Below are 20,335 nucleotides of genomic sequence, written 5' to 3' on the forward strand. Positions count from 1 at the left end.
ACACACACTATGGTGTGACGCATGGACGACGACCTCATCGCAGGACACCTGCAGGAACTGCGCAGAGGCACGGTGGTGCTCGCGTGCCTCACGACGCTCGCGCAGCCCCGCTACGGCTACGCCCTCCTCGAGACCCTCGCGCAGGCCGGCTTTGCCGTCGACGGCAACACGCTCTACCCGTTGCTCCGCCGCCTCGAGAAGCAGGGACTGCTCACGAGTGAGTGGAACACCGACGACGCGCGACCGCGCAAGTTCTACCGGGTCAGCCCCGACGGCGCCCGAGTGCTGGACCAGTTGATGACCGAATGGCGCACGCTCGACACCGCGATCGGCGCCCTCGATGGAGGAGACCCGCGATGACCACGAAGACGACGCTCACCGACCGCTACGTGTGGACCGTGACCCGGCATCTCCCCGACGACGTCGGCCCCGATGTGGCGCAGGAACTGCGGGGGACGATCGCCGACGCCGTCGACGGCAAGGTTGACGCCGGTGCCGACCCGGCAGCGGCCGAGCAGGAGGCCATCGCCGAACTGGGCGACCCCGACGCTCTCGCCCGCCACTACGGCGGCCGCCCCAACTACCTCATCGGACCCGGCTTGTACCCCGACTACCTCCGACTCATGCGGCTCCTGCCGCCCATCGTCCTGCCGATCGTCCTCGTCGCGAACCTCATCGGGCGGCTCACGGCCAGCGATGACAACTGGGGCTCGATCCTCCTCGACTCCTGGGTCGTGGTCCTCACCGTGGGAGTGCATCTCGGCTTCTGGGTCACGTTGACCTTCGCCCTCATCGAGTGGCACCGGCCCGAGACCGACCGCGACCGACCGCTCAGCGACTGGAAGCCCGACCAGCTGAGCACCGAAGTGCCCTGGCGCGCGGTGGGGCTGACCGAGACGGCCTTCTCCGCGGGCTTCGCTTTCGTCCTGGCCGCCGTCGTGGCGTGGCAGTTCACCGGGGTGTCCGGCGACGCCATCCAGGTGCTCAACCCCCATCTCGCGCTCGTCTGGGAGATCGCCCTCGTGGCCCTGCTCGCCCTCGACGGAGTGCTGGCCCTGATGGTCTGGCAGTCCGGTCGCTGGACCCCCGTGCTGGCCGCTCTCAACGTCGCCACCAACGCCGCGAGCGCCACCCTCCTCGTCTGGCTCCTGTCGCGCGGCGAGCTCCTCACCGACCTGCCGACCGTCCTCGGTGAGAGGTTCGGCTGGTCGACCGACTGGGCGATCCCGACCGCACTCGTGGCCGCCGGCATCGTCCTCGTCAGCCTGTGGGAGTGCGTCGAGTCCGTGGTCAAGGCCCGCCGGTCCATGAAGGGCCAGCGCGTCGCCTGACCGCACGCCTACGCTGGGTCCGTGCAGGATCTCGTTGCGCTGTGGCGCTCACCGGAGTGGTTGTCCGAGGCCAACGACTGGGTATGCCGTTCGCTCGCCTCCCGCGGCGTCCACACCTCAGGAGCGTTGTCCGAGAACCGAATGCGCTTCTGGTCGGCCGTCTTCACGATCGAGACCGACCGCGGGCGGCACTGGTTCAAGGTCGCCAACCCCGGGCAGGGGTTCGAGGCGGCACTCGCGTCAGTGCTGGCTTCGCTGGTGCCGGACCACGTCGTCGCACCAGTTGCCGTCGACGTGGGCCGCGCGTGGATCCTCACGGCCGACCAGGGGCCCACGCTGCGCGACAGCGGCCCGGCCACCATCGAGCAGTGGGAGCTCGTCGGTCGCGAGACCGCCCGGATGCAGCAGGCTCTCGTGCCACACGCTGCGGAGGTGATCGGTGCGGGAGTGAGCACGCTCGCGGCGAGCGACGTGCCGGCATACGTGATGGCCGCCGTGCACGAGCTGGAGCACCTGCCGAGCGACCACCCGCAGCACGTCACGGCCGAGGTGGCCGATCGCGTCCTCGCCACCATCCCGCAGCGGCAGGACGACGCGACCCTCCTCGACGCCTCGGGCCTGCCGGACACGTTGCAGCACAATGACCTTGGCGATGCCAACGCCTTCGTCGACGGGGAGCGGGTTCGGCTGCTCGACCTCGGCGACTCGTTCTGGTCGCACCCGCTACCGGTGATGGAGATCCCCCTTGCCAAGGCGGTGGGATGGCCCCTCCCGGGACTCGATGACGAACGGGTCCGGCGCGTCCTCCTGGCCTACCTTGCCGAGTGGCGTGACGAGCCCGAGTCCTTGCTGGACCTCTGGCCCGCCGCCCGACGTCTGGCCCGGGTGCACCGCTTCGCGTCGTGGACGCGCGTGTGTGCCGAGGTCCCACCCGAGTTCGCCCTGGAGGACGATCTCAGGCTGATCGACTACCTGGACCCGACGTTCCCCTGACCTGTGTGGGGTGGGTGGAGCAGCTCGGTCGCCACAACGGCAGACGGGTTGAGCGCTCCGTAGATGTGCGGGAACTGCTCACCCGTCTCCGGGTTGCCGACCTCGCGGACCAGCGGCGCCGTGAGCAGTGCCGGGTCGATCGTCAGCAGCACCAAGTCGTGATCGACCCCGGCGTAGAAGTTCGTGAGCACGAAGCCGAGCTGGTCCTCCTCGCAGCAGTGGATGAACCCTTCGTCCTCGAGAGACCGGCCCAGCGTCGACTCGGTGAAGGTGTCGTCCTCGACCGCCTTGGCCCAGGTTTCGGGCGCGGTGACGTGGTGGATCACTTCTGGGTGACCTTGTCGATCGACATCACGAGGATGACGCGGTCGGCCTTGTCCGGCGGGATGGGCGTCTCGGGGTTGCCGTAGCGCGCACCCAGCACCGGATAGAACTCGCCCTCGGGGTCGGGAATGACCTCGACGAGACGACCGCGCAGCTCGACGAAGCGGTAGGCGTTGTCGGGGTCGATGACCTCCATCGCCATCGCCGGGTTCACCTGGAGGTTGCGGAACTTCGCTCGCTTGGTGGTGTGCGTGAAGCGGAGCGTGTCGCTGTCCGCGTCGAAGAGGAACCACATCGGGTTGACCTGCGGTGAGCCGTCGGGCCGCACCGTCGCGAGGTGACCGTAGTTCGGGTCGGTGAGGAGGTGGACGAATTCGTCGGGAACAGTCGCCATGGCACCCAACCTACGCCGCGGCATACGCTCCCGTTCATGACGATTCGCGAGGCCACGCCCGACGATGTCCCGGCCATCCTGCAGCTGGTCCGCGACCTCGCGGTCTACGAGAAGGAGCCGGACGCGGCCAAGGCGACGGAGGAGCAGTTCCACGCCGCGCTCTTCCCCGGGACGGGCACGCCCACGACCTTCGCGCACGTGGCCGAGGTCGACGGCGAGATCGTCGGGATGGCGGTCTGGTATCTCACCTTCTCGACCTGGACCGGCGTCAACGGCATCTGGCTCGAGGACCTCTTCGTCCAGCCCGAGCAGCGCGGCAGCGGCATCGGCCGCGACCTGCTCGCGACGCTGGCCCGCACGTGCGTCGAGCGCGGCTACACCCGCCTCGAGTGGTGGGTCCTCAACTGGAACGAGCCGTCGATCGGCTTCTACAAGAGCCTCGGCGCCCTGCCACAGGACGAGTGGACCGTCTTCCGCATGGACGGCTCGGCGCTCAGCGAACTCGGCGGCTGACGCCGCACGACACCCAAGCCACACGACAACAGATGGGTATGCCGGCCGCTCTCGGTGAGCGGCCGGCATACCTTCTGCGTTCTGGTCCGGTCAGGGCCAGATCGACGTGACCCATTCGGGGTGGTCGATGAACGGGTTCCGGTTGTGCTGCCACTGGGCGTAGATGCGGTCGTTGCGGCGCTTCTCGAAGGTGTCCGGCGGGTCGCCCGCGCTCCAGGCCTTGAGCACGGTCAGCTTGCCGATGTAGGGCGCGCTGCCGTTGGCCACGGAGTTGTTCGGCTCGAGGTTGGGCCAGCCGTCGTCTCCCTCGTAGCGGATGGCCATGTAGAGGATCATCCGGGCCACGTCTCCCTTGACGGCGTCGCGCGGCTCGAAGGAGTCACTGTCGCGCCAGCAGTCGGAGCACTGGTTGACGGCCGAGCCGCCGTTGTCGAAGTCGAGGCTGCCGCGGTCGGAGTTGACGGTGACGTCCTCGGGGCGGAGGTGGTGCACGTCGGTGCCGGGTCCGTTGGCCGTGCCGAAGTCGCCGTGGCTCTTGGCCCAGACGTGCTCACGATTCCACTGGTCGACGCCACCACCGTTGTTGGACTTGGCGATCGAGCGGCCCGAGTAGATCTCGATGACGTTGGCGCTGTTGCCCGGGTCCTGGTCGGTGTCCTTGAGCGCGTCCCAGACCTGGTCGTAGGTGAGGACGGTCTGGTTCTTGATGATGCTGTGCAGCGACGTCCTCAGTGCGGAGCCGGTCTTGCCGAGCGCGCTGGCGTAGTAGGTGTCGGTGTCACCGCCACCCGTTGACGTGGGGGTCGGCGTCGGCGTGGGGGTCGCGGTCCCTGTGGGGGTCGGCGTGGTCCCGACGGAGGAGATGGCGGTCGGGGACTTCAGGCCGGCGTGGGCGAAGTACGCCTCGAGCGGGCCCGTGACGTCGATGACCTTGCCGAGGAGCGAGGGATTCGTCTTGAGGCCCCACGCACTGCGCCACTGCGTCGTCAGCTGGACGTAGACCATCTTGGTCGTGTCGGTCTGGCCGGCGGTGTCGGCGAGCGCGATGGCCAGGTCGCCGGTGAACGAGCTGCGGTTGACCGTCGTCGTCGCGACCGGCTCACCGACGACGTAGCCACGGACCGTCTGCGACGTCCCGTTCTGGGTGGCGATCGCCTGGGTCACGGTCAGGGGGGTGGCAGCGGTGGCGGTGCGTGCCGTGAAGGCGGTGAGCGCCATGGCGCTGATGAGGGCGACGAGCAGGAGCGCGGCAAGGGTGGCGACGCGCGTCTGGCTGCGAGACGAGAGTGGCGCGCGGGGCGCGGTGGTGAGCATGACGCTCAGCCTGCTGCCGGCATACGCCGCATGGGGCAAAGCGCAGGTGAGGGTTCGGCAAGGGTTCGGCAAAGAGGGTGGCTCGGGGGGCAACCCTGAGTCGGCTCAGGGTGATCCAAGGGGCTGGTCGGGTCCCGTCCCCGATGTGGGCGACCGGTGCCCGACGCGAGGGTTGCCCCCATGATCACCATTGGCTCGCTCACCAGGAAGTACGGCGACCACCTCGCCGTCGACGACATCTCCTTCACTGCCCGCCCAGGTCGGGTCACCGGCTTCCTCGGCCCCAACGGCGCGGGAAAGTCCACGACGATGCGCGTGATGGTCGGGCTCACCCCGCCCACGAGCGGATCGGCCACCATCGACGGCAAGCGGTTCGTCGACCTGCCCAACCCGGGCCTCGAGGTCGGCGTCCTGCTCGACGCCTCTGCTCAGCATGCCGGCCGCACCGGCCGCGAGATCCTCACGGTCGCCGCCATGACGATGGGCCTGCCCGGCTCGCGCGTCGACGAGATGCTCGAGCGGGTCAGCCTCACCCCGACCGAGGCCGGTCGGCGGGTGCGCAACTACTCGCTCGGCATGCGCCAGCGACTGGGCATCGCCACCGCCCTCATCGGTGACCCCCACGTCCTGATCCTCGACGAGCCGGCCAATGGCCTCGACCCCGCGGGCATCCGCTGGATGCGCGACCTCCTGCGCGGCTATGCCAATGCCGGAGGCACTGTCCTGCTCTCCTCCCACCTGCTCCACGAGATCGAGGTCATTGCCGACGACATCGTCGTCATCGGCAACGGCCGCATCGTCGCCCAGGGCACCAAGGACGAGCTCCTCGCCGCCGCCGGCACCGTCGTGCGCACGCCCGATCGCACCCAGCTCGCGGACGCCCTCACCCGCGGTGGGGTGGAGTTCACCGTCGCCGACGACGGGGCCTTGCGCACCGTCGCCGACCCCACGCTCGTCGGCCAGATCGCCCGGGATGCCGGGTGTGCCCTGACCGAGCTCAAGTCAGCAGACGGCGCCGGCCTCGAGGAGATGTTCCTCGAGCTCACCGCCGACACACAGCGTGAAGGAACCCAGCGTGAAGGAACCCAGACCGAAGGAGTAGCGGCATGACCGCCACGACCGCAACCACGACCCTGGCTCCGGCCAACGACACGACCAGTCCGGTTGCCGCACAGCGGCGCTCGGCAGCCTCCCCGATCCCAACATCGCGTCTGCTCAAGGTCGAGCTGCGCAAGATGTTCAACACCCGCTCCGGGATGTGGCTGATGTGCAGCATCGGCATCCTCGCCCTGCTGGCCACCGGCGCCGTCATGATCTTCTCTGCCGATGCGGACCTGACCTACGACAACTTCGGTGCCGCCGTCGGCATCCCGATGGTGATCATCCTCCCGATCATCGCGACCCTCTCCGTGACCAGCGAGTGGAGCCAGCGAAGCGGCCTCACGACCTTCACCCTCGTGCCTCACCGCGGTCGGGTCATCGGCGCCAAGCTGGCGGTCGCGGTGCTCGTGGGTGTCGCAGCGATGGTCCTTGCCCTGAGCGTCGGGGCCCTGGGCAACCTGGTCGGCGCCTCGGTCGCCGGGATCGACCCGGTCTGGAACCTCTCCGTCAGCCACATGCTCACGATCACCCTCGCCACGGTGCTCAACATGCTGATCGGCTTCATGCTCGGCGTCCTCATCCGCAACTCCCCGGGCGCGATCGTCGGCTACTTCGTCTACAACTTCGTCCTCCCGCCGCTGACCATGCTGCTGGCCACGAGCCAGTCGTGGTGGCGGGACCTGCAGCCGTGGATGGACTTCAACTTCACCCAGGGATTCCTCTTCAACGGTGACCTGACGACCAGGCAGTGGTCCCAGCTGGGAGTCACCGGACTGTTCTGGCTCGCCATCCCGCTCGCGATCGGGCTGTTCCTCGTCCGCCGCTCCGAGGTCAAGTAGCCACAAATCGTCCAATAGGGCACGAATGGCGTCGTCAACCATTCGTGCCCTATTGGACGATTCTGGTGGGGACAGGGCAAGGAGTTGACGGCACGTGTCACAGAACCCGACCGGGCGGCGTCTTCATGTCGAGGGCATCACACGGAGGCCCTCATCGACGACGAGGAGAGAGAACCTTGAGCACCGACACCGCCAGGATCCCCGCAGCCGAGGTCAACGGCATCCAGGGTCGCCTCATCACGACGATGGCCCGCCGCATGCTCGGCAAGGTCCCCGACTCGCTCGGGGTCATGTGGCACCACCCCAGGGTCATGAAGGACGCGATGGGGTTCGGCCGCAAGGTCGAGGCCTGGGACGAGCTCGACAAGAACCTCGCGTCCTTCGCCTCGATGGCGGCGGCTGCCGAGATCGGGTGCAGCTTCTGCCTCGACCTCGGCTACTTCATGGCCCACAACCACGGACTGGACGAAGCCAAGGCGCGCGAGGTCCCGCGGTGGCGCGAGTCGACGGTCTTCACGCCGGCCGAGCGTCGCGTCATGGAGTACGCCGAGGCGATGTGCCAGACGCCGGTTGCCGTCACCGATGAGCTGTCGACCGCGCTGCTGGAGGACCTCGGCGCCGCCGGACTTCTCGAGCTCACCGCCCGGGTCGGCTTCATGAACTACAGCGCTCGCGGCAACATCGCACTGGGGATCGGCTCGGACGAGTTCGCGGACGCGTGCGGTCTCGCGCCCTTGGCGGCGCCCTCCAAGGCCGCGCCGAAAGTACCCTCGGTCGCATGAGTGTTGACGCCGAGAAGGCCGGGGCGGGTGACCCGTTCACCACTCACCGCAGCCTGCTCTTCACGGTGGCCTACGAGATGCTCGGGTCCGCGGCGGATGCCGAGGACGTCGTCCAGGACGCGTGGCTCAAGTGGGACGCGGTGGACCAGCGCGAGGTGCGCGACCCGCGTGCCTTCCTCGTGCGCGTGGTGAGCCGGACGGCGCTCGACCGGCTGCGGACCGTGTCACGCCGACGTGAGGACTACGTCGGACCGTGGCTTCCCGAGCCGCTCGTCACGGCCCGCGACGTTGCCGAGGACGTCGAGCTCGCCGACAGCGTGTCGATCGCGATGATGCTCGTCCTCGAGACGTTGACGCCGACCGAGCGGGCGGTCTTCGTGCTGCGCGAGGTGTTCGGGCTCGACTACGACGAGCTCGCCGAGGCCGTCGACAAGAGTCCGGCGAGCGTGCGCCAGATCGCCCATCGGGCCCGCTCGCACGTCGCTGCCCGCCGCCCTCGCGGAGACGTCGAACCCGGGCAGGCGCGTGGCGTCTTCGAGGCGTTCCAGCGAGCCGTCACGACGGGCGATCTGCAGGGGCTCGTCGACGTGCTCGCACCCGACGTCGTCATGCTCGGTGACGGCGGTGGCATCAAGCAGGCCCTGGCCCACCCGGTCCTCGGCGCCGACAAGGTGTCGCGCCTGCTGCTGGGTGGCTTCAGCAGGTTCGGAGCCATCACGTTCTCGCCGGTCGACATCAACGGCCGCCCGGCGCTCATCGTCCATCTCGACGGCGAGGTCGACAGCATCCTCACGGTCGAGGTCGAGGACGGTCTCATCACCGGCGTCTACGCGGTGCGCAACCCCGAGAAGCTGGGGCGCATCGGCACCGAGACCGACGTCAGCCGCTGACCCTCCTCGTTGCGTCTGCGGATGCGGCGGCCAGAACGGCCACCTCCGCAGACGCAAGGGTCAGGCCTTGGGGACGTTGCGCTCGATCTCGGCCAGCCAGGCAGCGGACGAGACGTCGGACGGCATACGCCAGTCGCCGCGAGGCGACATCGTCCCGCCGGAGACGACCTTGGGACCGTTGGGGAGTGCGCTGCGCTTGAACTGGTTGTTGAAGTAGCGCTTGACGAAGACTTCCAGCCAGTGCCGGATCGTTGCGAGGTCGTATGCCGTCCGGTCGCCTTCGGGGTAGCCCGCCGGCCAGTCGCCGGTCGCCTTGTCGGACCAGGCGTGCTGGGCGAGGAAGGCGATCTTGCTGGGCCGATAGCCCCTGCGGAGAACGTGGTAGAGCGTGAAGTCCTGCAGCGAGTAGGGGCCGACGGAGTCCTCGGTCGACTGGATCTTCTCGCCCTTCTTGGTGGGGACGAGCTCGGGGCTGATCTCCTGGTCGAGGATCTCGACGAGTGTCTCGTTGACTCCACCCTCGAACTGCTTGGACGAGACCACCCATCGGATGAGGTGCTGCATGAGCGTCTTGGGGACGCCCGTGTTGACGCCGTAGTGGCTCATCTGGTCGCCGACACCGTAGGTGCACCAGCCCAGCGCCAGCTCCGACAGGTCGCCTGTGCCGAGGACGATGCCGCCTCGCTGGTTGGCCGCGCGGAAGAGGTAGTCGGTGCGCAGGCCGGCCTGCACGTTCTCGAACGTGACGTCGTAGACCTCCTCGCCGTTGCCCGCGGGGTGGCCGAGGTCCTTGAGCATCTGCGTGGCGGCCGGCTTGATGTCGAGGGTCTCGAAGGTGATGCCGAGCGACTCCATGAGGTGGATCGCGTTGCTCTTGGTGCCGTCGCTCGTCGCGAACCCGGGCATTGTGAAGCCGATGATGTCGGTGCGCGGGCGCCTGAGTCGGTCCATGGCCTTGGCCGCGACGATGAGGGCGTGGGTGGAGTCGAGGCCACCCGAGACGCCGATGACGATCTTGGGCTGGCCGATGGCGCGCAGCCGCTGCTCGAGTCCGGACACCTGGATGTTGTAGGCCTCGTAGCAGTCCTGGGCCAGGCGCGCCTCGTCGTCGGGGACGAAGGGGAAGCGGTCGACCTTGCGGCGCAGTCCGATGTCGCCGGTGGGCGGGTCGAGCTCGAAGGCGACGACGCGGAACGACTCCCCGCCGGGCTCACCGATGCCCTCGACGCGGCGGTTGTCGTCGAAGCTGCCCTGGCGGATTCGCTCCTGCCGCAACCGATCCAGGTCCACGTCCACGACGGTGGCCTGGGGTCCGCTGGGGAAGCGCTCGGATTCGCCGAGGAGGTCACCCATCTCGTAGACCATGGTCATCCCGTCCCACGACAGGTCGGTGGACGACTCACCTTCGCTCGCGGCGGCATACAGGTATGCCGCGTTGCAGCGTGCGCTCGCAGAGCGCGCCAGCAGGTGGCGGTCGTCGGCGCGGCCGACGGTGATGGGGGAGGCGCTGAGGTTGAGCAGGACGGTCGCTCCCGCGAGGGCGGCGCGGTGGCTCGGTGGCACCGGCACCCACATGTCCTCGCAGATCTCGACGTGGACGACGAGTCCGGGGACGTCGGTTGCCTCGAAGAGGAGATCCGTGCCGTAGGCGATGTCGCCGTCCTCGTCGGCGCCCGGCCAGTGCGGGCGGTTGATGAGGGTGTCGACCGCGTCGTCGCCGGGAGCGAACCAGCGCTTCTCGTAGAACTCGCGGTAGTTCGGCAGATAGGACTTGGGCGCGACACCGATGACCTCGCCGCCCTGGATCACGACCGCGCAGTTGTAGAGGCGGTTGCCGATGAGCAGGGGAGCGCCGACGACGACGATGGGCGTGAGCTTCGCAGTGGCCTCGGCGACGGCGACGATCGCCCTGTCGACCTCCTCGAGGAGGACGTCCTGCATGAAGAGGTCGTCGATGGCATAGCCGGACAGCCCGAGCTCGGGGAAGAGTGCGACGGCAACCCCGTCCTCGTGGAGGGCGCGCACCTGCTCGATCGTGGCCGCCGCGTTCTTGGCGGGGTCGGCCATCGTCACGGGGAGCGTGCAGGCGGCGACACGGGCGAATCCGTGCGCGTAGGCGTTGCGAAAGTCCATGCGCCTGAGTCTGTCAGGTGGGTGAGGTCTGCCCTCGTGTCCAGCCCGCGCTTTGCTGTAGCACCTTGGTGCTACATTTGAGCATGACCGAGATCAGCCAGCGCCAGTTGCGCAACGACAGTGGCGAGATGCTCCGTCGTGTGGAGGCGGGTGAGGTGCTGGTCGTGACCCGACGCGGAGTTCCGGTGGCCGACCTCGTGCCGCATCGCGAGCCCGTCGTCAAAGGTCCGAGGCGTTGGGTCCCGGCTGCCGACTTCCACTTCGCCGTGGCCGATCTGCCGCCATGGAGCGTCGCTGAGTTCGAGACTGAGCAGAAGCAGCTCGATGACGCCGTCTCTGACGAGCTGCGGGACGTGTGGGAGCCGCGTTCGTGACCGCCTCCACGCAGGTCGAGCGGGCCCTCCTCGACACGTCGGTCCTGATCGACCCGCCTCATGGGCTCGCCTCGCTCGCGACGGAAGTGGTGGTGAGCACCATCAGCCTGGCCGAGCTCGCCCACGGACTCCACGTCCCTGATGCTGTCGAGTCGGCCGCCCGGCAACTGAGATATCAGCGCATCCTCGACGTCTTCGAGCCTTTGCCGTACTCAGTGGCGGCCGCCCGCACGTACGGCGCCCTTGCTGACGTGGTGCGCTCAGCGGGCCGGAGCCCACGACAACGACGCTTCGACCTGCTGCTGGCCTCGGTCGCGGTCTCCCAGGGCGTCGCGATCCTGACGCGCAATCCCCGTGACTTCTCCGGCCTTCACCACACGCTTCAGGTGGTTGACGCCAGCTGACCTCGAGGCCCTTCCCTGTCGGGGGTGGGTGGCAGCGTGGAGCGCGTGCTCATCCATGCCGACGCCGACGCGTTCTTCGCCTCGGTCGAGCAACGCGATCACCCGCACCTGCGCGGGCGGCCGATGGTCGTCGGTCCGCAGGTGGTCGCCTGTGCGTCCTACGAGGCGCGAGCGCTCGGCGTCCATGCGGGTATGCCGCTGTTCCAGGCCGTGCGTCGCTGGCCCGAGCTGCTCGTGGCACCGTTCAGGGCGCAGGCGTACGAGTCGGCGAGCGCCGACCTCATGGCGCTGTTCCGGGAGCTCACGCCCCTCGTCGAGCCGGGGTCGATGGAGGAGGCCTTCCTCGACGTGTCCGCCCTCGATGGCGGGTCGGTCGAGGAGGCCGGCCGCCTGGCGGGGGAGCTGCGGGCGCGGGCGCATCGAGAGCTGGGTCTGCCGGTGTCGTGTGGCGTGGCGCGGGCCAAACTCTTCGCCAAGCTCGCGAGCCGACGAGCCAAGCCCGATGGCCTCGTCGTCGTCGATGCCGAGACGGAGGCGCGGGTGCGGCCACGCCTGCCCGTCGCTGACCTGTGGGGTGTGGGGCCGATGACGACCGACAAGCTCCACGACGCCGGGGTGGTGCTCGTGGCTGACCTGGCCGGCTGGACCGTGGACGGCCTCGTCGAGCGACGGGTGGCCAAGGCGATGGCCAAGAACCTCATCGCCATCCGGGACGGCGTCGACGACGCGACGATCAAGCTCCCCACGGCGCGCAAGTCGATCTCGTCCCAACGCTCGTTGGGCCGCTCGACCCGGCAGCGGTCGACCGTGCAGGAGGCGTTGCGCGACAACGTGATTCGCGCCCTGAACCGGCTCGGCGACGACCCGCGACCCGCCACTCGCCTCGACGTCCACCTCCGCTACGACGACGACCACGCCGTGGTGGTGCCTGGCGCGCTCGGGGAGCCCACACGGGACCCGGCCACCCTCATCGGCGCCGCGCTCGCGGCACTGGAGCGGACGGCATACGAAGAAGATGGCCGGGGCGTGACGATGGTCGGCGTGACGTTCGGACTGCCGGCCCCCTGACCTGACCCGTCAGGCGCGCCAGACCTCGGCCTTGCTCAGGTAGGCAGAGGTCCACGGCTTGGCAGGCGTGTTGTAGTTGACGACCGCTCCGGGCAGGCGGTGCCCGGCCACCGAGATCGACCCGTCGCCGCAGGGCGCGACGACGAAGTTCAGCGACTCGATCCGGCCGCCGAGCTCGAACTCGGGCACGTCCACCCAGCGGCGGTCGAGGACGCCGTTCATCCGCACGGTGATGTCGCCGGCGCGGGCCACGAGGCCGGTCGCGAGGTCGATGTCGATGCCCACGTGCTGGCGACGGAACTTCGGCTCGGGCAGGGGCGGGAGCTCGCCGATCTCGCCGAAGTAGCGCGTGTAGTCGCTCCACAACCACTGCGCGAGCTCGCGCTGCTCCGACACGATCGTCAGGCTGTCCGTCGTGGCCAGGATGAGCGCAGCACCTGATCCGTGGGTGGACCAGTCGACCTTCCAGACCGAGGCGTATGCCGTGCACGCACCTTCGGCGTCGTAGTGCTGGATTCCCGGGTTGGCACCGACGAGCACCGGCTGACGCGTGGTCGCGGCGTGGGCTGGTGCGCCGGCGACGGTCCCCAGGGTGGCGACGGTCCCCAGGGCGGCACCGCCGCGCAGCAGGGCGCGGCGGCCCGGAGCGAAGGAAGGGCTGGGCTTCTCGGACATGACGTTCTCCTCTCGTGGGGCAGCGACCGCTGCCGATGCGACCTTCGCCCCGTGTCTCCGCAGGGGGCGAACGATTCGAACGCCGTCGAATTCATCGGGCGCACTCGACAGCCGGTGCGAGACTGCGGGACGTGGCAATCCGGATCCCGATGAGTGCAGAACTGTTGGGACGCACCCGATTTGCGGTGTCGCCCGCCCCGGAGATCCTCTCGGCGCTCGCGTGGCAGGTGAGGCCACGACCACCCCGGCACGTGACTCGGTGGCTGGAGCGGGCAGCGGACGGCGTCGACCCGGCCCTGCTCACCCTGCTCACCGATCTCGCCGGATCGAGCCGTGCCTATGCGCCGGACTTCCTCACGCCCGCTCCGGCTGGGCGGTCGGTCGGCATCGATGAGCTCGTCGACGCCATTGCCGCGACCGATGCCGACACGGTCGACTACCACCTCGACATCGGCTTCAACGGACGGCCCGTGCGCCCTGACGTCGTTGTGCAGTTCGCGAGTGAAGAGGCATACGTGCAGTGGCGTCGGCCGCTGCCGGCCAGCGTCTCCCACCTCCTCCGCCAGGGCCATGGCGTGCTCGCAGAGGCCGCGGCGGAAGCCATGCGGGCCTGGTTCGACGTCGCCCTGGCGACGGACTGGCCGGACGTGCGGGCCGTGCTCGATGACGACATCGCCTATCGCGGCGATCGCATGGTCCGGGAAGGGTCGACGGCCCTGCTCGACGACCTCGACCCGTCGATGGCGTGGGACGGCAACGGGGTCGTCCTCGACCGACCGTTCGACGGGGACATCGACTGGGAGCACGACGGGTTGCTGCTCCTGCCCTGCTCGAGCCAGCGCGGCGTGATCTTCTCGGCCGAGGATCCCGACCCGCCGCGCGTCACGTATCCCGCGCGGGGCACGGCGTCGTTGAGCGGTCCGCCCACGGTGTCCGCGCCGCCGGAGCTGCGCGAGCTCATCGGCGAGACGAGGGCCGTCCTGCTCTCCCTGCTCGCCGAGCCCGGGCCGACGTCACGGCTGGCACGCGCCTCGGGCTGGTCGCAGGCGACGGTGTCCTACCACCTCGGGATCCTGGCGCGATCAGGTCTCGTGGAGGGGCGTCGGCGCGGTCGCTCGGTGGTCTACTCGCGCACCCAGCGCGGCGACCAGCTCGTCGGGTCCTGAGCCGGCTCAGAGGCGAGGCGCGACGAACGCGGTGACGAAGGCGACGGCAGCGCGGACGTGCTTGGGTGCGTCGAGCCGGTCATCGTCGAGCGCTGCCCGCAGGGTGAGCTCAGTGAGCCCGGCGACGACTCCCACCGAGTCGGCCACGCTGAGCTCGCGCAGGTGGGGTGTGTTCTCCCGGGCCCTGGCCACGACACTTCGCAGGTAGGCCGCGTGGTGGTCCATGAGCTCTCGGCGCGCCTCGAGGCCGAGTCGCCCGAGGGAGTGCGCCTCGAGCATGTGGGCGCGGGCGAGCGCCGGAGTGGCCGCGAGGTGGCTCAGGTAGGCCCGGACGCCGGCCCGGATCTGGTCCCCGATCGGTGCCGATGGGTCGGTGACCACGGCACTGATGGCGGCGAGGAGATCACTGGAGCGGGCGGCATACAGGGCAAGGAACGCCTCGTCCTTGGTCGCGAAGTGCTCGTAGAAGGTGCGCTTGCTCGTCCCGGCGATGCGGGCGATGTCGGCGACCGTGGTGTTGGCCAGACCCTGTTCGACGATGGCTTCACCAAGGGCGTCGAGCAGTCGAGTGGCGGCGGGGGAGGTCATGCTGGTACGGTAACGTACCACAATGGTACGCACAAGTACCACGCCAGCATGGACACCATCGTCAACGTCTGAGGACCCCATGACCGCACTCCGCGTCGCACTGACCGAGCTCCGTCGACTCACCGACACGACCTTCGCCAAGGTCGCGCTCGCGGCGATGCTCATCGTGCCGTCCCTGTATGCCGGGTTGTACCTCTACGCCAACAAGGACCCCTACGCGAACCTCGAGGGGCTGCCCGCCGCGGTCGTCGTCGAGGACCGCGGCACCACGCTGGCCGATGGCGAGAAGCTGCAGGTCGGCGACGAGGTGGCCGCCACCCTGCTCAAGGCCCACGACCTCGACTGGCACCAGGTCGACCAGGCCGACGCCAAGCACGGCCTCGCCGAGGGCGACTACGCCTTCATCCTCACCGTCCCCGCGACCTTCTCCTCCGACCTTGCCTCGAGCGCCGACTTCACCCCGCGCCGCGCCAACCTCCAGATCGAGACCAACGACGCGACCAACTACCTCGCCGGCACCATCGCCGAGCGCGTCGTCGACCAGGTGCAGGTCTCGGTGGCCGAGCAGGTCAGTCGCACGGCGGCGAGCGAGATGCTCGGTGGGCTCACGACGATCCACGCCCAGATCACCGAAGCAGCCACCGGCGCCGGGCAGCTGGCCACCGGGATCCACGACGCCCACGTCGGGTCGGGCAAGCTCCGCTCCGGCAGCACGGAGCTCGCCGCCGGCCAGGAACAGCTCGCTGACGGCACTGCCCAGCTGGCCTCTGGTGCAGGCGACCTGAGCAGCGGGCTCGCGACCCTCGACACCAAGACCGACGCCTTGCCCGGGCAGACCGCCAAGCTCGCCGACGGCGCCCAGCAGGTCGCCGACGGCAACGCCAAGGTCGCTGCCGCCGGTCAGAAGGCTGCTGCGGCCGGCACCCAGCTCACGAGTGACCTGAGTGCGTTCGACAAGACCCTGCCGGCCCGGCTCTCTGCCGCAGGCCTGACCGACGAGCAGATCCAGTCCGTCCTTGCCGAGACCGCCAAGCTCCGCACCCCCGTGGCCGAGGCCAACGCCACGCTCCAGTCGGCGTCCAAGGACCTGACCCGGCTCTCGGCCGGCGCCAACCAGGTTGCGACCGGCGCCGCCCAGCTCGCCTCGGCATCAACCGAGCTCGAGACCGCCATCGACTCGGCTGCCGCTGGCAGCAAGAAGGTTGCCACCGGAGCCTCCGACCTCAACACCGGCCAGCAGAAGGCCCTCGCCGGAGCCAACGAGCTTGCCAAGGGTGCAGGCGCACTCGACGACGGGCTCGCCAAGCTCGACACCGGCGCGACCGAGCTGAGCACGTCGCTGGCCGCCGGCGCGAAACAGATCCCCAACCCGACCGCCGCCCAGCGCAAGGCGGTCGCCCAGACCATCGGCGCTCCCGTCGGCATCACGTCCGAGGCGCTCGCGAAGGCCGGCTCCTACGGCGCCGGACTCGCTCCCTTCTTCCTCTCACTCGCCCTCTGGATCGGCGGCTTCACCCTCTTCACGCGGGCCCGGCCACTCGTCGAGGAGGCCATCACCACCAAGTGGGCCGTCGTTCCCGTGGCCTTCGGTGGTTGGCTGGCTCCCGCGATCATCGGCGTCGGCCAGGCCATCCTCACGTGGGGCATCGTCCGCTTCGCCGTCGGCATCGACCTCGCCCACCCGTGGTGGATGCTCGCCTTCATGGTCCTGGTCTCGATGAGCTTCATGGCGATCATCCACGGCCTCATGGCCCGACTCGGCGACAGTGGCCAGTTCATCGCGCTCATCCTCATGGTGCTCCAGCTCGTGAGCGCCGGCGGCACGTTCCCGTGGGAGACGCTGCCCGGGCCGCTGAAGTCGCTCCACCACGTGCTGCCCATGTCGTACTCCGTCGACGGGCTCCGAGCCCTCGCCTATGGCGGACCGGGCATGCACCTCGGCGTCGACGTGGCTGTGCTCCTCGCCTGGGGTGGCGGGGCGCTGCTCCTCTCCACCGCGGCTGCCCGACGCATCCACCTCCGCAACCGCTCGTTGCCGGCTGAACCCGTCCCCGCATGAGACGACGCCGGTATGCCGCCGCTGCCGCGACTGCCGCTGTCACCTCCGCGGCGCTCGTCGTCGGCGGATGCTCCGCCCTGCCCGGCCGGTCGAGCAGCGGGACGGGAGAGGACTCGGAAGGCGAGCGGGCGGCATACACGATGTCGGTGGACTGTCCCGCTCCTCCGGCGGAGGGGGCGATCAAGCCGACGGTCGCCCAGCTGAATTCTGTTGTGTCGCAGGCGGATCTGACCTACTGGCAGGCGGGCGACATCGGCGCGAGTGCCCGCCTCAAGGACGGGCGGCTGGTGTGGATCTTCGGTGACACGATCCGGCGCTCGGGTGTCGGGCCGGGCCTGGTCGCCAACTCGATGCTCGTCACGTCGGGGCTGTGCCTCAGCCAGCTCATGGCGACGGCGCGCGGCCCGATCATCCCCGACGTCGCACCAGGGATCGTGCGCTGGCCGATGTCGGTGACCGTCGTCGAGGACGCCGGCGTCGAGAAGATCGTCATCTTCACCGCTCGGATTCGCAGGAGCACCACCGCCGACACGTGGGACTTCCGCTATCTCGGATCTGATGCCGTGACGTTCACCGTCGAGTCGGGGAGGGCGCCGCAGCTCGACGAGATCCTGACCCTCACGCCCGACGTCGAGAGCGCGAGCCAGGTCAACTGGGGTTCGGCGTCGATGGTGTCTGGCGGCTACATCTACGTCTACGGGACCGAGCTGCCGAAGGGGTCGGCATTCGGGCGCTCGCTCCGGGTCGGTCGCAGTGCCGTCGCGACCGCGGACGACAGGGGCACGTGGCAGTTCTGGAACGGCTCGATCTGGCAGGCCGACCCGGGCAAGGCGACGCCGGTCATCGCCGCCGACGGTGGGGTGTCACAGACCCTGTCGGTGGACGAGATCGACGGGGAGTTCGTGGCGGTGTCGAAGAAGGACGGCGACCTCGGTTCGACGGTCGCGACCTGGACTGCTCCGACGCCGATCGGGCCGTGGGAGCGCAGTGCTGCCCTGGAGGCTCCGTTCCTCACGGGCAAGGACGAGTTCGCCTATGCGCCGCTCGCGCACCCGGAGGTCCCCCTGGCCGACGGCAAGCTGCTCGTGTCGATCTCGCGCAACACGACCGACCTGGCCCGGCTCAGGAAGAACCCGGTCATCGGCCGGCCGAAGTTCGCCGAGATCACCCGACCCTGAAACCGACTTCGTGCCCCAAACGGACACGTCCGTCGGCCGCACCTCCTTCGACGTGTCCGTTTGGGGCACGAAGTCGAAAATTGGGGGGTCAGGGGGTGAGGAGGATCTTGCCGGTGGCGCGGCGCTCGTCGATGTCGAGCAGGGCGGCGCCGATCTCGCCGAGGTCACGCACCTCGCCGATCACCGGGTCGAGCTGGCCCGCCTCGAGGAGCGGAACGAGGTCGTCCCACTGCTTGCGGATGTAGCCGGGTCGCCCCGTCCAGAACGCGCCCCAGCCGACACCGACCACGTCAATGTTGTTGAGCAGCAACCGATTGACCTTGACCTCGGGGATCGATCCCGCGGTGAAGCCGATGACGAGCAGCCGTCCCAAGGGCGCCAGAGATCGCAGCGAGTCCGTGAAGCGGTCGCCGCCGACCGGGTCCACGACGATGTCGACGCCATGCCCTGAGGTGAGCTCGGCGACCGCGTTCTTGAAGCCCTCGGCGAGCACGACCTCGTCCGCCCCCGCCTGACGCGCGACGTCCGCCTTCGCGTCATCCGACACCACGGCATACACGGTGGCACCCCACGCCTTGGCGAGCTGGATCGCGGCGGTGCCGATGCCGCCGGCGGCGCCGTGGACGAGGACCTTCTCACCCTCGGCGAGGCGTCCACGCTGGCGCAGCGCGAAGTGGCAGGTGAGGTAGTTCATCGGCAAGGCCGCGCCCTGCTCGAAGGTCACGTTCTCGGGCAGGGGGAAGACGAAGGCCGGATCGCACACGACCTGTTCGGCGAACCCGCCGAGGAACGGGAAGGCGGCCACGCGGTCACCGACCTCAAGTCCGCTTCCAGCCGGCGCGACCCGCACCACACCCGCGACCTCGGCGCCCGGGACGAAGGGCGGGGGAGGCTTCATCTGGTACTCGCCGCGGGAGAGCAACACGTCCGGGAACGAGACACCGGCCGCTGCGACATCGATCAGGACCTGCCCGTCCGGCACGTCGGGGGAGGGGACGTCGACGACCTCCACGGCGTCGGGTCCGTCGAGCCGGGTCACCTGGGCTGCACGCATGCTGGCGATCCTAGGGCGACAGCCAACCTGTGGGGAGACGACGAGGGCTCACCGTCAGCCGGAGCGGTGAGCCCTCGCCGGTCTTCCCTGGCATCGGCCTCGAGGCCCGTTGGTGCAGGTCACGAGGCTTGCGATCGTCACCGAACGTAAGGCCGGGTTCCCCGAACCGTCCAACGAAACTTGCTGAACGGTGGTGAGATGCATTCATGAACCTCGATCAGGTTCGCGCTCTTGCAGCCATCGTGGACTCCGGCAGCTTCGAATCGGCCGCCCGGACGCTGCACCTCACCCCTTCGGCGGTCAGCCAGCGGGTTCGAGCGCTCGAGTCGAGCGTGGGTCAGGTCGTCGTGCGTCGCGCGCACCCGTGCACCGCGACCGAGGCCGGGGCCGTGCTGGTGCGCCTCGCCCGCCAGGTCGAGCTGCTCGAGGAGGAGTCGCACGACCTCCTCGGGATGACGCGCGAGGCGCCCGTTGCCCTCCGCATGGCCATCAACGCCGACTCCCTCGACACCTGGCTCGTGAGGCTGCTCGAGGCCGCTGCCGGTTGGACCGACACGCGGCTGCGCTTCTCCATCGCCGACGAGCACCACACCCTGGCCCTGCTTCGCGAGGGCGAGGTCGCCGCCGTGGTCGCCGCCGAGTCTGAACCGGTCCCCGGGTGTCGGTCGTTCCCCCTCGGCGTCATGCGCTACCTCCCGGTCGCGTCGCCGTCGCTGGCCGCCCGGTTCACCCTGCCCGGTGGGGCCATCGACTGGGAGGAGATGCCCGTCCTGGGCTATGGCGACCATGACGACGCGCAGGGTCAGTTCCTGGCAGCGCGTGGTTGGTCGACGGCATCCCCGGCCTCGCAGATTCCGTCTGCGATGGGGCTGAGGGCAGCACTCCTTGCCGGGATGGGATGGCTGCTCGTCCCCGAGTCGAGCGTGGGGGATGACCTCGCGGAGGGCCGGGTCGTCACCCTCACCGACGAGGTCGTTGATGTCGGCCTGCACTGGCACGTCTGGAAGGTCCCGTCGCACCGCCTCGAACGCCTCAACGACGCCGTCGTCGAGGCCGCCAGGGTGGGCCTGCGTCCCCTCCGGGCAGGGGTCCACGCTCCCCCTTCCCTGCCCTCCCGTCCGCTCGTCGGCGCGCATGAGGGAATGTGACGCCCGC

General features: G+C 69.4%; 22 protein-coding genes. 15 read left to right on the top strand and 7 right to left on the bottom strand.

Annotated elements, in window-relative coordinates:
* Positions 1-21: 21 nt before the first annotated feature.
* The 3 genes from JNB_RS14250 to JNB_RS14260 are packed head-to-tail and all read left to right on the top strand — an operon-like array spanning position 22 to position 2,324.
* Positions 22-360 carry a PadR family transcriptional regulator gene (locus JNB_RS14250; RefSeq protein WP_009777199.1) on the top strand — a complete coding sequence of 113 codons (339 nt, stop codon included), beginning with the start codon at positions 22-24 and terminating at the stop codon, positions 358-360.
* Positions 357-1,331: a permease prefix domain 1-containing protein gene (locus JNB_RS14255; RefSeq protein ID WP_009777200.1), complete on the top strand. Its 975-nt coding sequence runs from the start codon at positions 357-359 to the stop codon at positions 1,329-1,331. Before JNB_RS14250 ends, JNB_RS14255 begins: the two co-directional genes overlap by 4 nt.
* A gap of 21 nt (positions 1,332-1,352) precedes the next feature.
* Positions 1,353-2,324 carry a phosphotransferase gene (locus JNB_RS14260; RefSeq protein WP_148232445.1) on the top strand — a complete coding sequence of 324 codons (972 nt, stop codon included), beginning with the start codon at positions 1,353-1,355 and terminating at the stop codon, positions 2,322-2,324.
* On the opposite strand, the gene JNB_RS14265 is transcribed toward JNB_RS14260, so the two are convergent.
* Together JNB_RS14265 and JNB_RS14270 are read right to left on the bottom strand one after the other, a co-directional pair.
* Positions 2,300-2,650 carry a DUF952 domain-containing protein gene (locus JNB_RS14265; protein WP_009777202.1) on the bottom strand — a complete coding sequence of 117 codons (351 nt, stop codon included), beginning with the start codon at positions 2,648-2,650 and terminating at the stop codon, positions 2,300-2,302. The genes JNB_RS14260 and JNB_RS14265 overlap by 25 nt on opposite strands.
* Positions 2,647-3,042, bottom strand: a complete 396-nt coding sequence (locus JNB_RS14270) for a PPOX class F420-dependent oxidoreductase (protein ID WP_009777203.1) — start codon at positions 3,040-3,042, stop codon at positions 2,647-2,649. The genes JNB_RS14265 and JNB_RS14270 overlap by 4 nt, the downstream gene beginning before the upstream one ends.
* A 36-nt stretch (positions 3,043-3,078) precedes the next feature.
* On the opposite strand from JNB_RS14270, the gene JNB_RS14275 reads away from it, so the two are divergent.
* A complete protein-coding gene (locus JNB_RS14275; RefSeq protein WP_009777204.1) occupies positions 3,079-3,555 on the top strand; it encodes a GNAT family N-acetyltransferase in 477 nt (158 codons plus the stop codon).
* A 90-nt stretch (positions 3,556-3,645) separates the two neighbouring features.
* Here JNB_RS14275 and JNB_RS14280 read toward each other — a convergent pair whose 3' ends face one another.
* Positions 3,646-4,869 carry an endonuclease gene (locus JNB_RS14280; protein ID WP_009777205.1) on the bottom strand — a complete coding sequence of 408 codons (1,224 nt, stop codon included), beginning with the start codon at positions 4,867-4,869 and terminating at the stop codon, positions 3,646-3,648.
* A 180-nt stretch (positions 4,870-5,049) separates the two neighbouring features.
* Here JNB_RS14280 and JNB_RS14285 point away from each other — a divergent pair, with 180 nt between their 5' ends.
* The 4 genes from JNB_RS14285 to JNB_RS14300 all read left to right on the top strand — a co-directional run bounded on the left by JNB_RS14285 (position 5,050) and on the right by JNB_RS14300 (position 8,481).
* Positions 5,050-5,979 (top strand): ABC transporter ATP-binding protein, encoded by a 930-nt coding sequence (locus tag JNB_RS14285; protein ID WP_009777206.1) that lies wholly within the window; start codon positions 5,050-5,052, stop codon positions 5,977-5,979.
* Positions 5,976-6,809, top strand: coding sequence for an ABC transporter permease (locus JNB_RS14290; RefSeq protein ID WP_009777207.1), 834 nt, complete (start codon positions 5,976-5,978; stop codon positions 6,807-6,809). The genes JNB_RS14285 and JNB_RS14290 overlap by 4 nt, the downstream gene beginning before the upstream one ends.
* 176 nt (positions 6,810-6,985) lie before the next feature.
* A complete protein-coding gene (locus JNB_RS14295) occupies positions 6,986-7,591 on the top strand; it encodes a carboxymuconolactone decarboxylase family protein (RefSeq protein WP_009777208.1) in 606 nt (201 codons plus the stop codon).
* A complete protein-coding gene (locus tag JNB_RS14300; RefSeq protein ID WP_009777209.1) occupies positions 7,588-8,481 on the top strand; it encodes an RNA polymerase sigma-70 factor in 894 nt (297 codons plus the stop codon). The genes JNB_RS14295 and JNB_RS14300 overlap by 4 nt, the downstream gene beginning before the upstream one ends.
* A 60-nt stretch (positions 8,482-8,541) precedes the next feature.
* On the opposite strand, the gene JNB_RS14305 is transcribed toward JNB_RS14300, so the two are convergent.
* A complete protein-coding gene (locus tag JNB_RS14305; RefSeq protein ID WP_009777210.1) occupies positions 8,542-10,614 on the bottom strand; it encodes an NAD(+) synthase in 2,073 nt (690 codons plus the stop codon).
* Positions 10,615-10,697: 83 nt separating this feature from the next.
* On the opposite strand from JNB_RS14305, the gene JNB_RS20625 reads away from it, so the two are divergent.
* Genes JNB_RS20625 through JNB_RS14320 form a run of 3 tightly spaced genes read left to right on the top strand, consistent with a single transcriptional unit; the run spans position 10,698 to position 12,460 of the window.
* Positions 10,698-10,988 (top strand): type II toxin-antitoxin system Phd/YefM family antitoxin, encoded by a 291-nt coding sequence (locus JNB_RS20625; RefSeq protein ID WP_009777211.1) that lies wholly within the window; start codon positions 10,698-10,700, stop codon positions 10,986-10,988.
* Positions 10,985-11,392: a type II toxin-antitoxin system VapC family toxin gene (locus JNB_RS14315; protein ID WP_040884905.1), complete on the top strand. Its 408-nt coding sequence runs from the start codon at positions 10,985-10,987 to the stop codon at positions 11,390-11,392. The genes JNB_RS20625 and JNB_RS14315 overlap by 4 nt, the downstream gene beginning before the upstream one ends.
* 24 nt (positions 11,393-11,416) lie before the next feature.
* Positions 11,417-12,460: a DNA polymerase IV gene (locus JNB_RS14320; RefSeq protein ID WP_009777213.1), complete on the top strand. Its 1,044-nt coding sequence runs from the start codon at positions 11,417-11,419 to the stop codon at positions 12,458-12,460.
* Positions 12,461-12,469: 9 nt separating this feature from the next.
* Here the strand turns inward: JNB_RS14320 and JNB_RS14325 are convergent, their stop codons facing one another.
* A complete protein-coding gene (locus tag JNB_RS14325; protein WP_009777214.1) occupies positions 12,470-13,135 on the bottom strand; it encodes a hypothetical protein in 666 nt (221 codons plus the stop codon).
* A 131-nt stretch (positions 13,136-13,266) separates the two neighbouring features.
* Between JNB_RS14325 and JNB_RS14330 the strand changes: the two genes are divergently transcribed.
* Positions 13,267-14,301 carry a helix-turn-helix transcriptional regulator gene (locus JNB_RS14330; protein ID WP_158306144.1) on the top strand — a complete coding sequence of 345 codons (1,035 nt, stop codon included), beginning with the start codon at positions 13,267-13,269 and terminating at the stop codon, positions 14,299-14,301.
* Between the two features lie 6 nt (positions 14,302-14,307).
* On the opposite strand, the gene JNB_RS14335 is transcribed toward JNB_RS14330, so the two are convergent.
* Positions 14,308-14,889, bottom strand: coding sequence for a TetR/AcrR family transcriptional regulator (locus JNB_RS14335; protein WP_009777216.1), 582 nt, complete (start codon positions 14,887-14,889; stop codon positions 14,308-14,310).
* Between the two features lie 79 nt (positions 14,890-14,968).
* On the opposite strand from JNB_RS14335, the gene JNB_RS14340 reads away from it, so the two are divergent.
* On the top strand, positions 14,969-16,948 hold the full coding sequence (locus JNB_RS14340) for a YhgE/Pip family protein (RefSeq protein WP_009777217.1): 1,980 nt from the start codon (positions 14,969-14,971) through the stop codon (positions 16,946-16,948).
* Positions 16,945-18,126: a DUF4185 domain-containing protein gene (locus JNB_RS14345; protein WP_009777218.1), complete on the top strand. Its 1,182-nt coding sequence runs from the start codon at positions 16,945-16,947 to the stop codon at positions 18,124-18,126. Before JNB_RS14340 ends, JNB_RS14345 begins: the two co-directional genes overlap by 4 nt.
* Before the next feature lie 88 nt (positions 18,127-18,214).
* Here JNB_RS14345 and JNB_RS14350 read toward each other — a convergent pair whose 3' ends face one another.
* Complete coding sequence (locus JNB_RS14350) at positions 18,215-19,180, bottom strand: NADPH:quinone oxidoreductase family protein (RefSeq protein WP_009777219.1); 966 nt, start codon at positions 19,178-19,180, stop codon at positions 18,215-18,217.
* A 206-nt stretch (positions 19,181-19,386) separates the two neighbouring features.
* On the opposite strand from JNB_RS14350, the gene JNB_RS14355 reads away from it, so the two are divergent.
* Positions 19,387-20,328, top strand: a complete 942-nt coding sequence (locus JNB_RS14355) for an ArgP/LysG family DNA-binding transcriptional regulator (RefSeq protein WP_009777220.1) — start codon at positions 19,387-19,389, stop codon at positions 20,326-20,328.
* Positions 20,329-20,335: the final 7 nt, after the last annotated feature.

The organism is Janibacter sp. HTCC2649, from assembly GCF_000152705.1.
In the GTDB taxonomy this organism is placed as follows: Bacteria; Actinomycetota; Actinomycetes; order Actinomycetales; family Dermatophilaceae; genus Knoellia.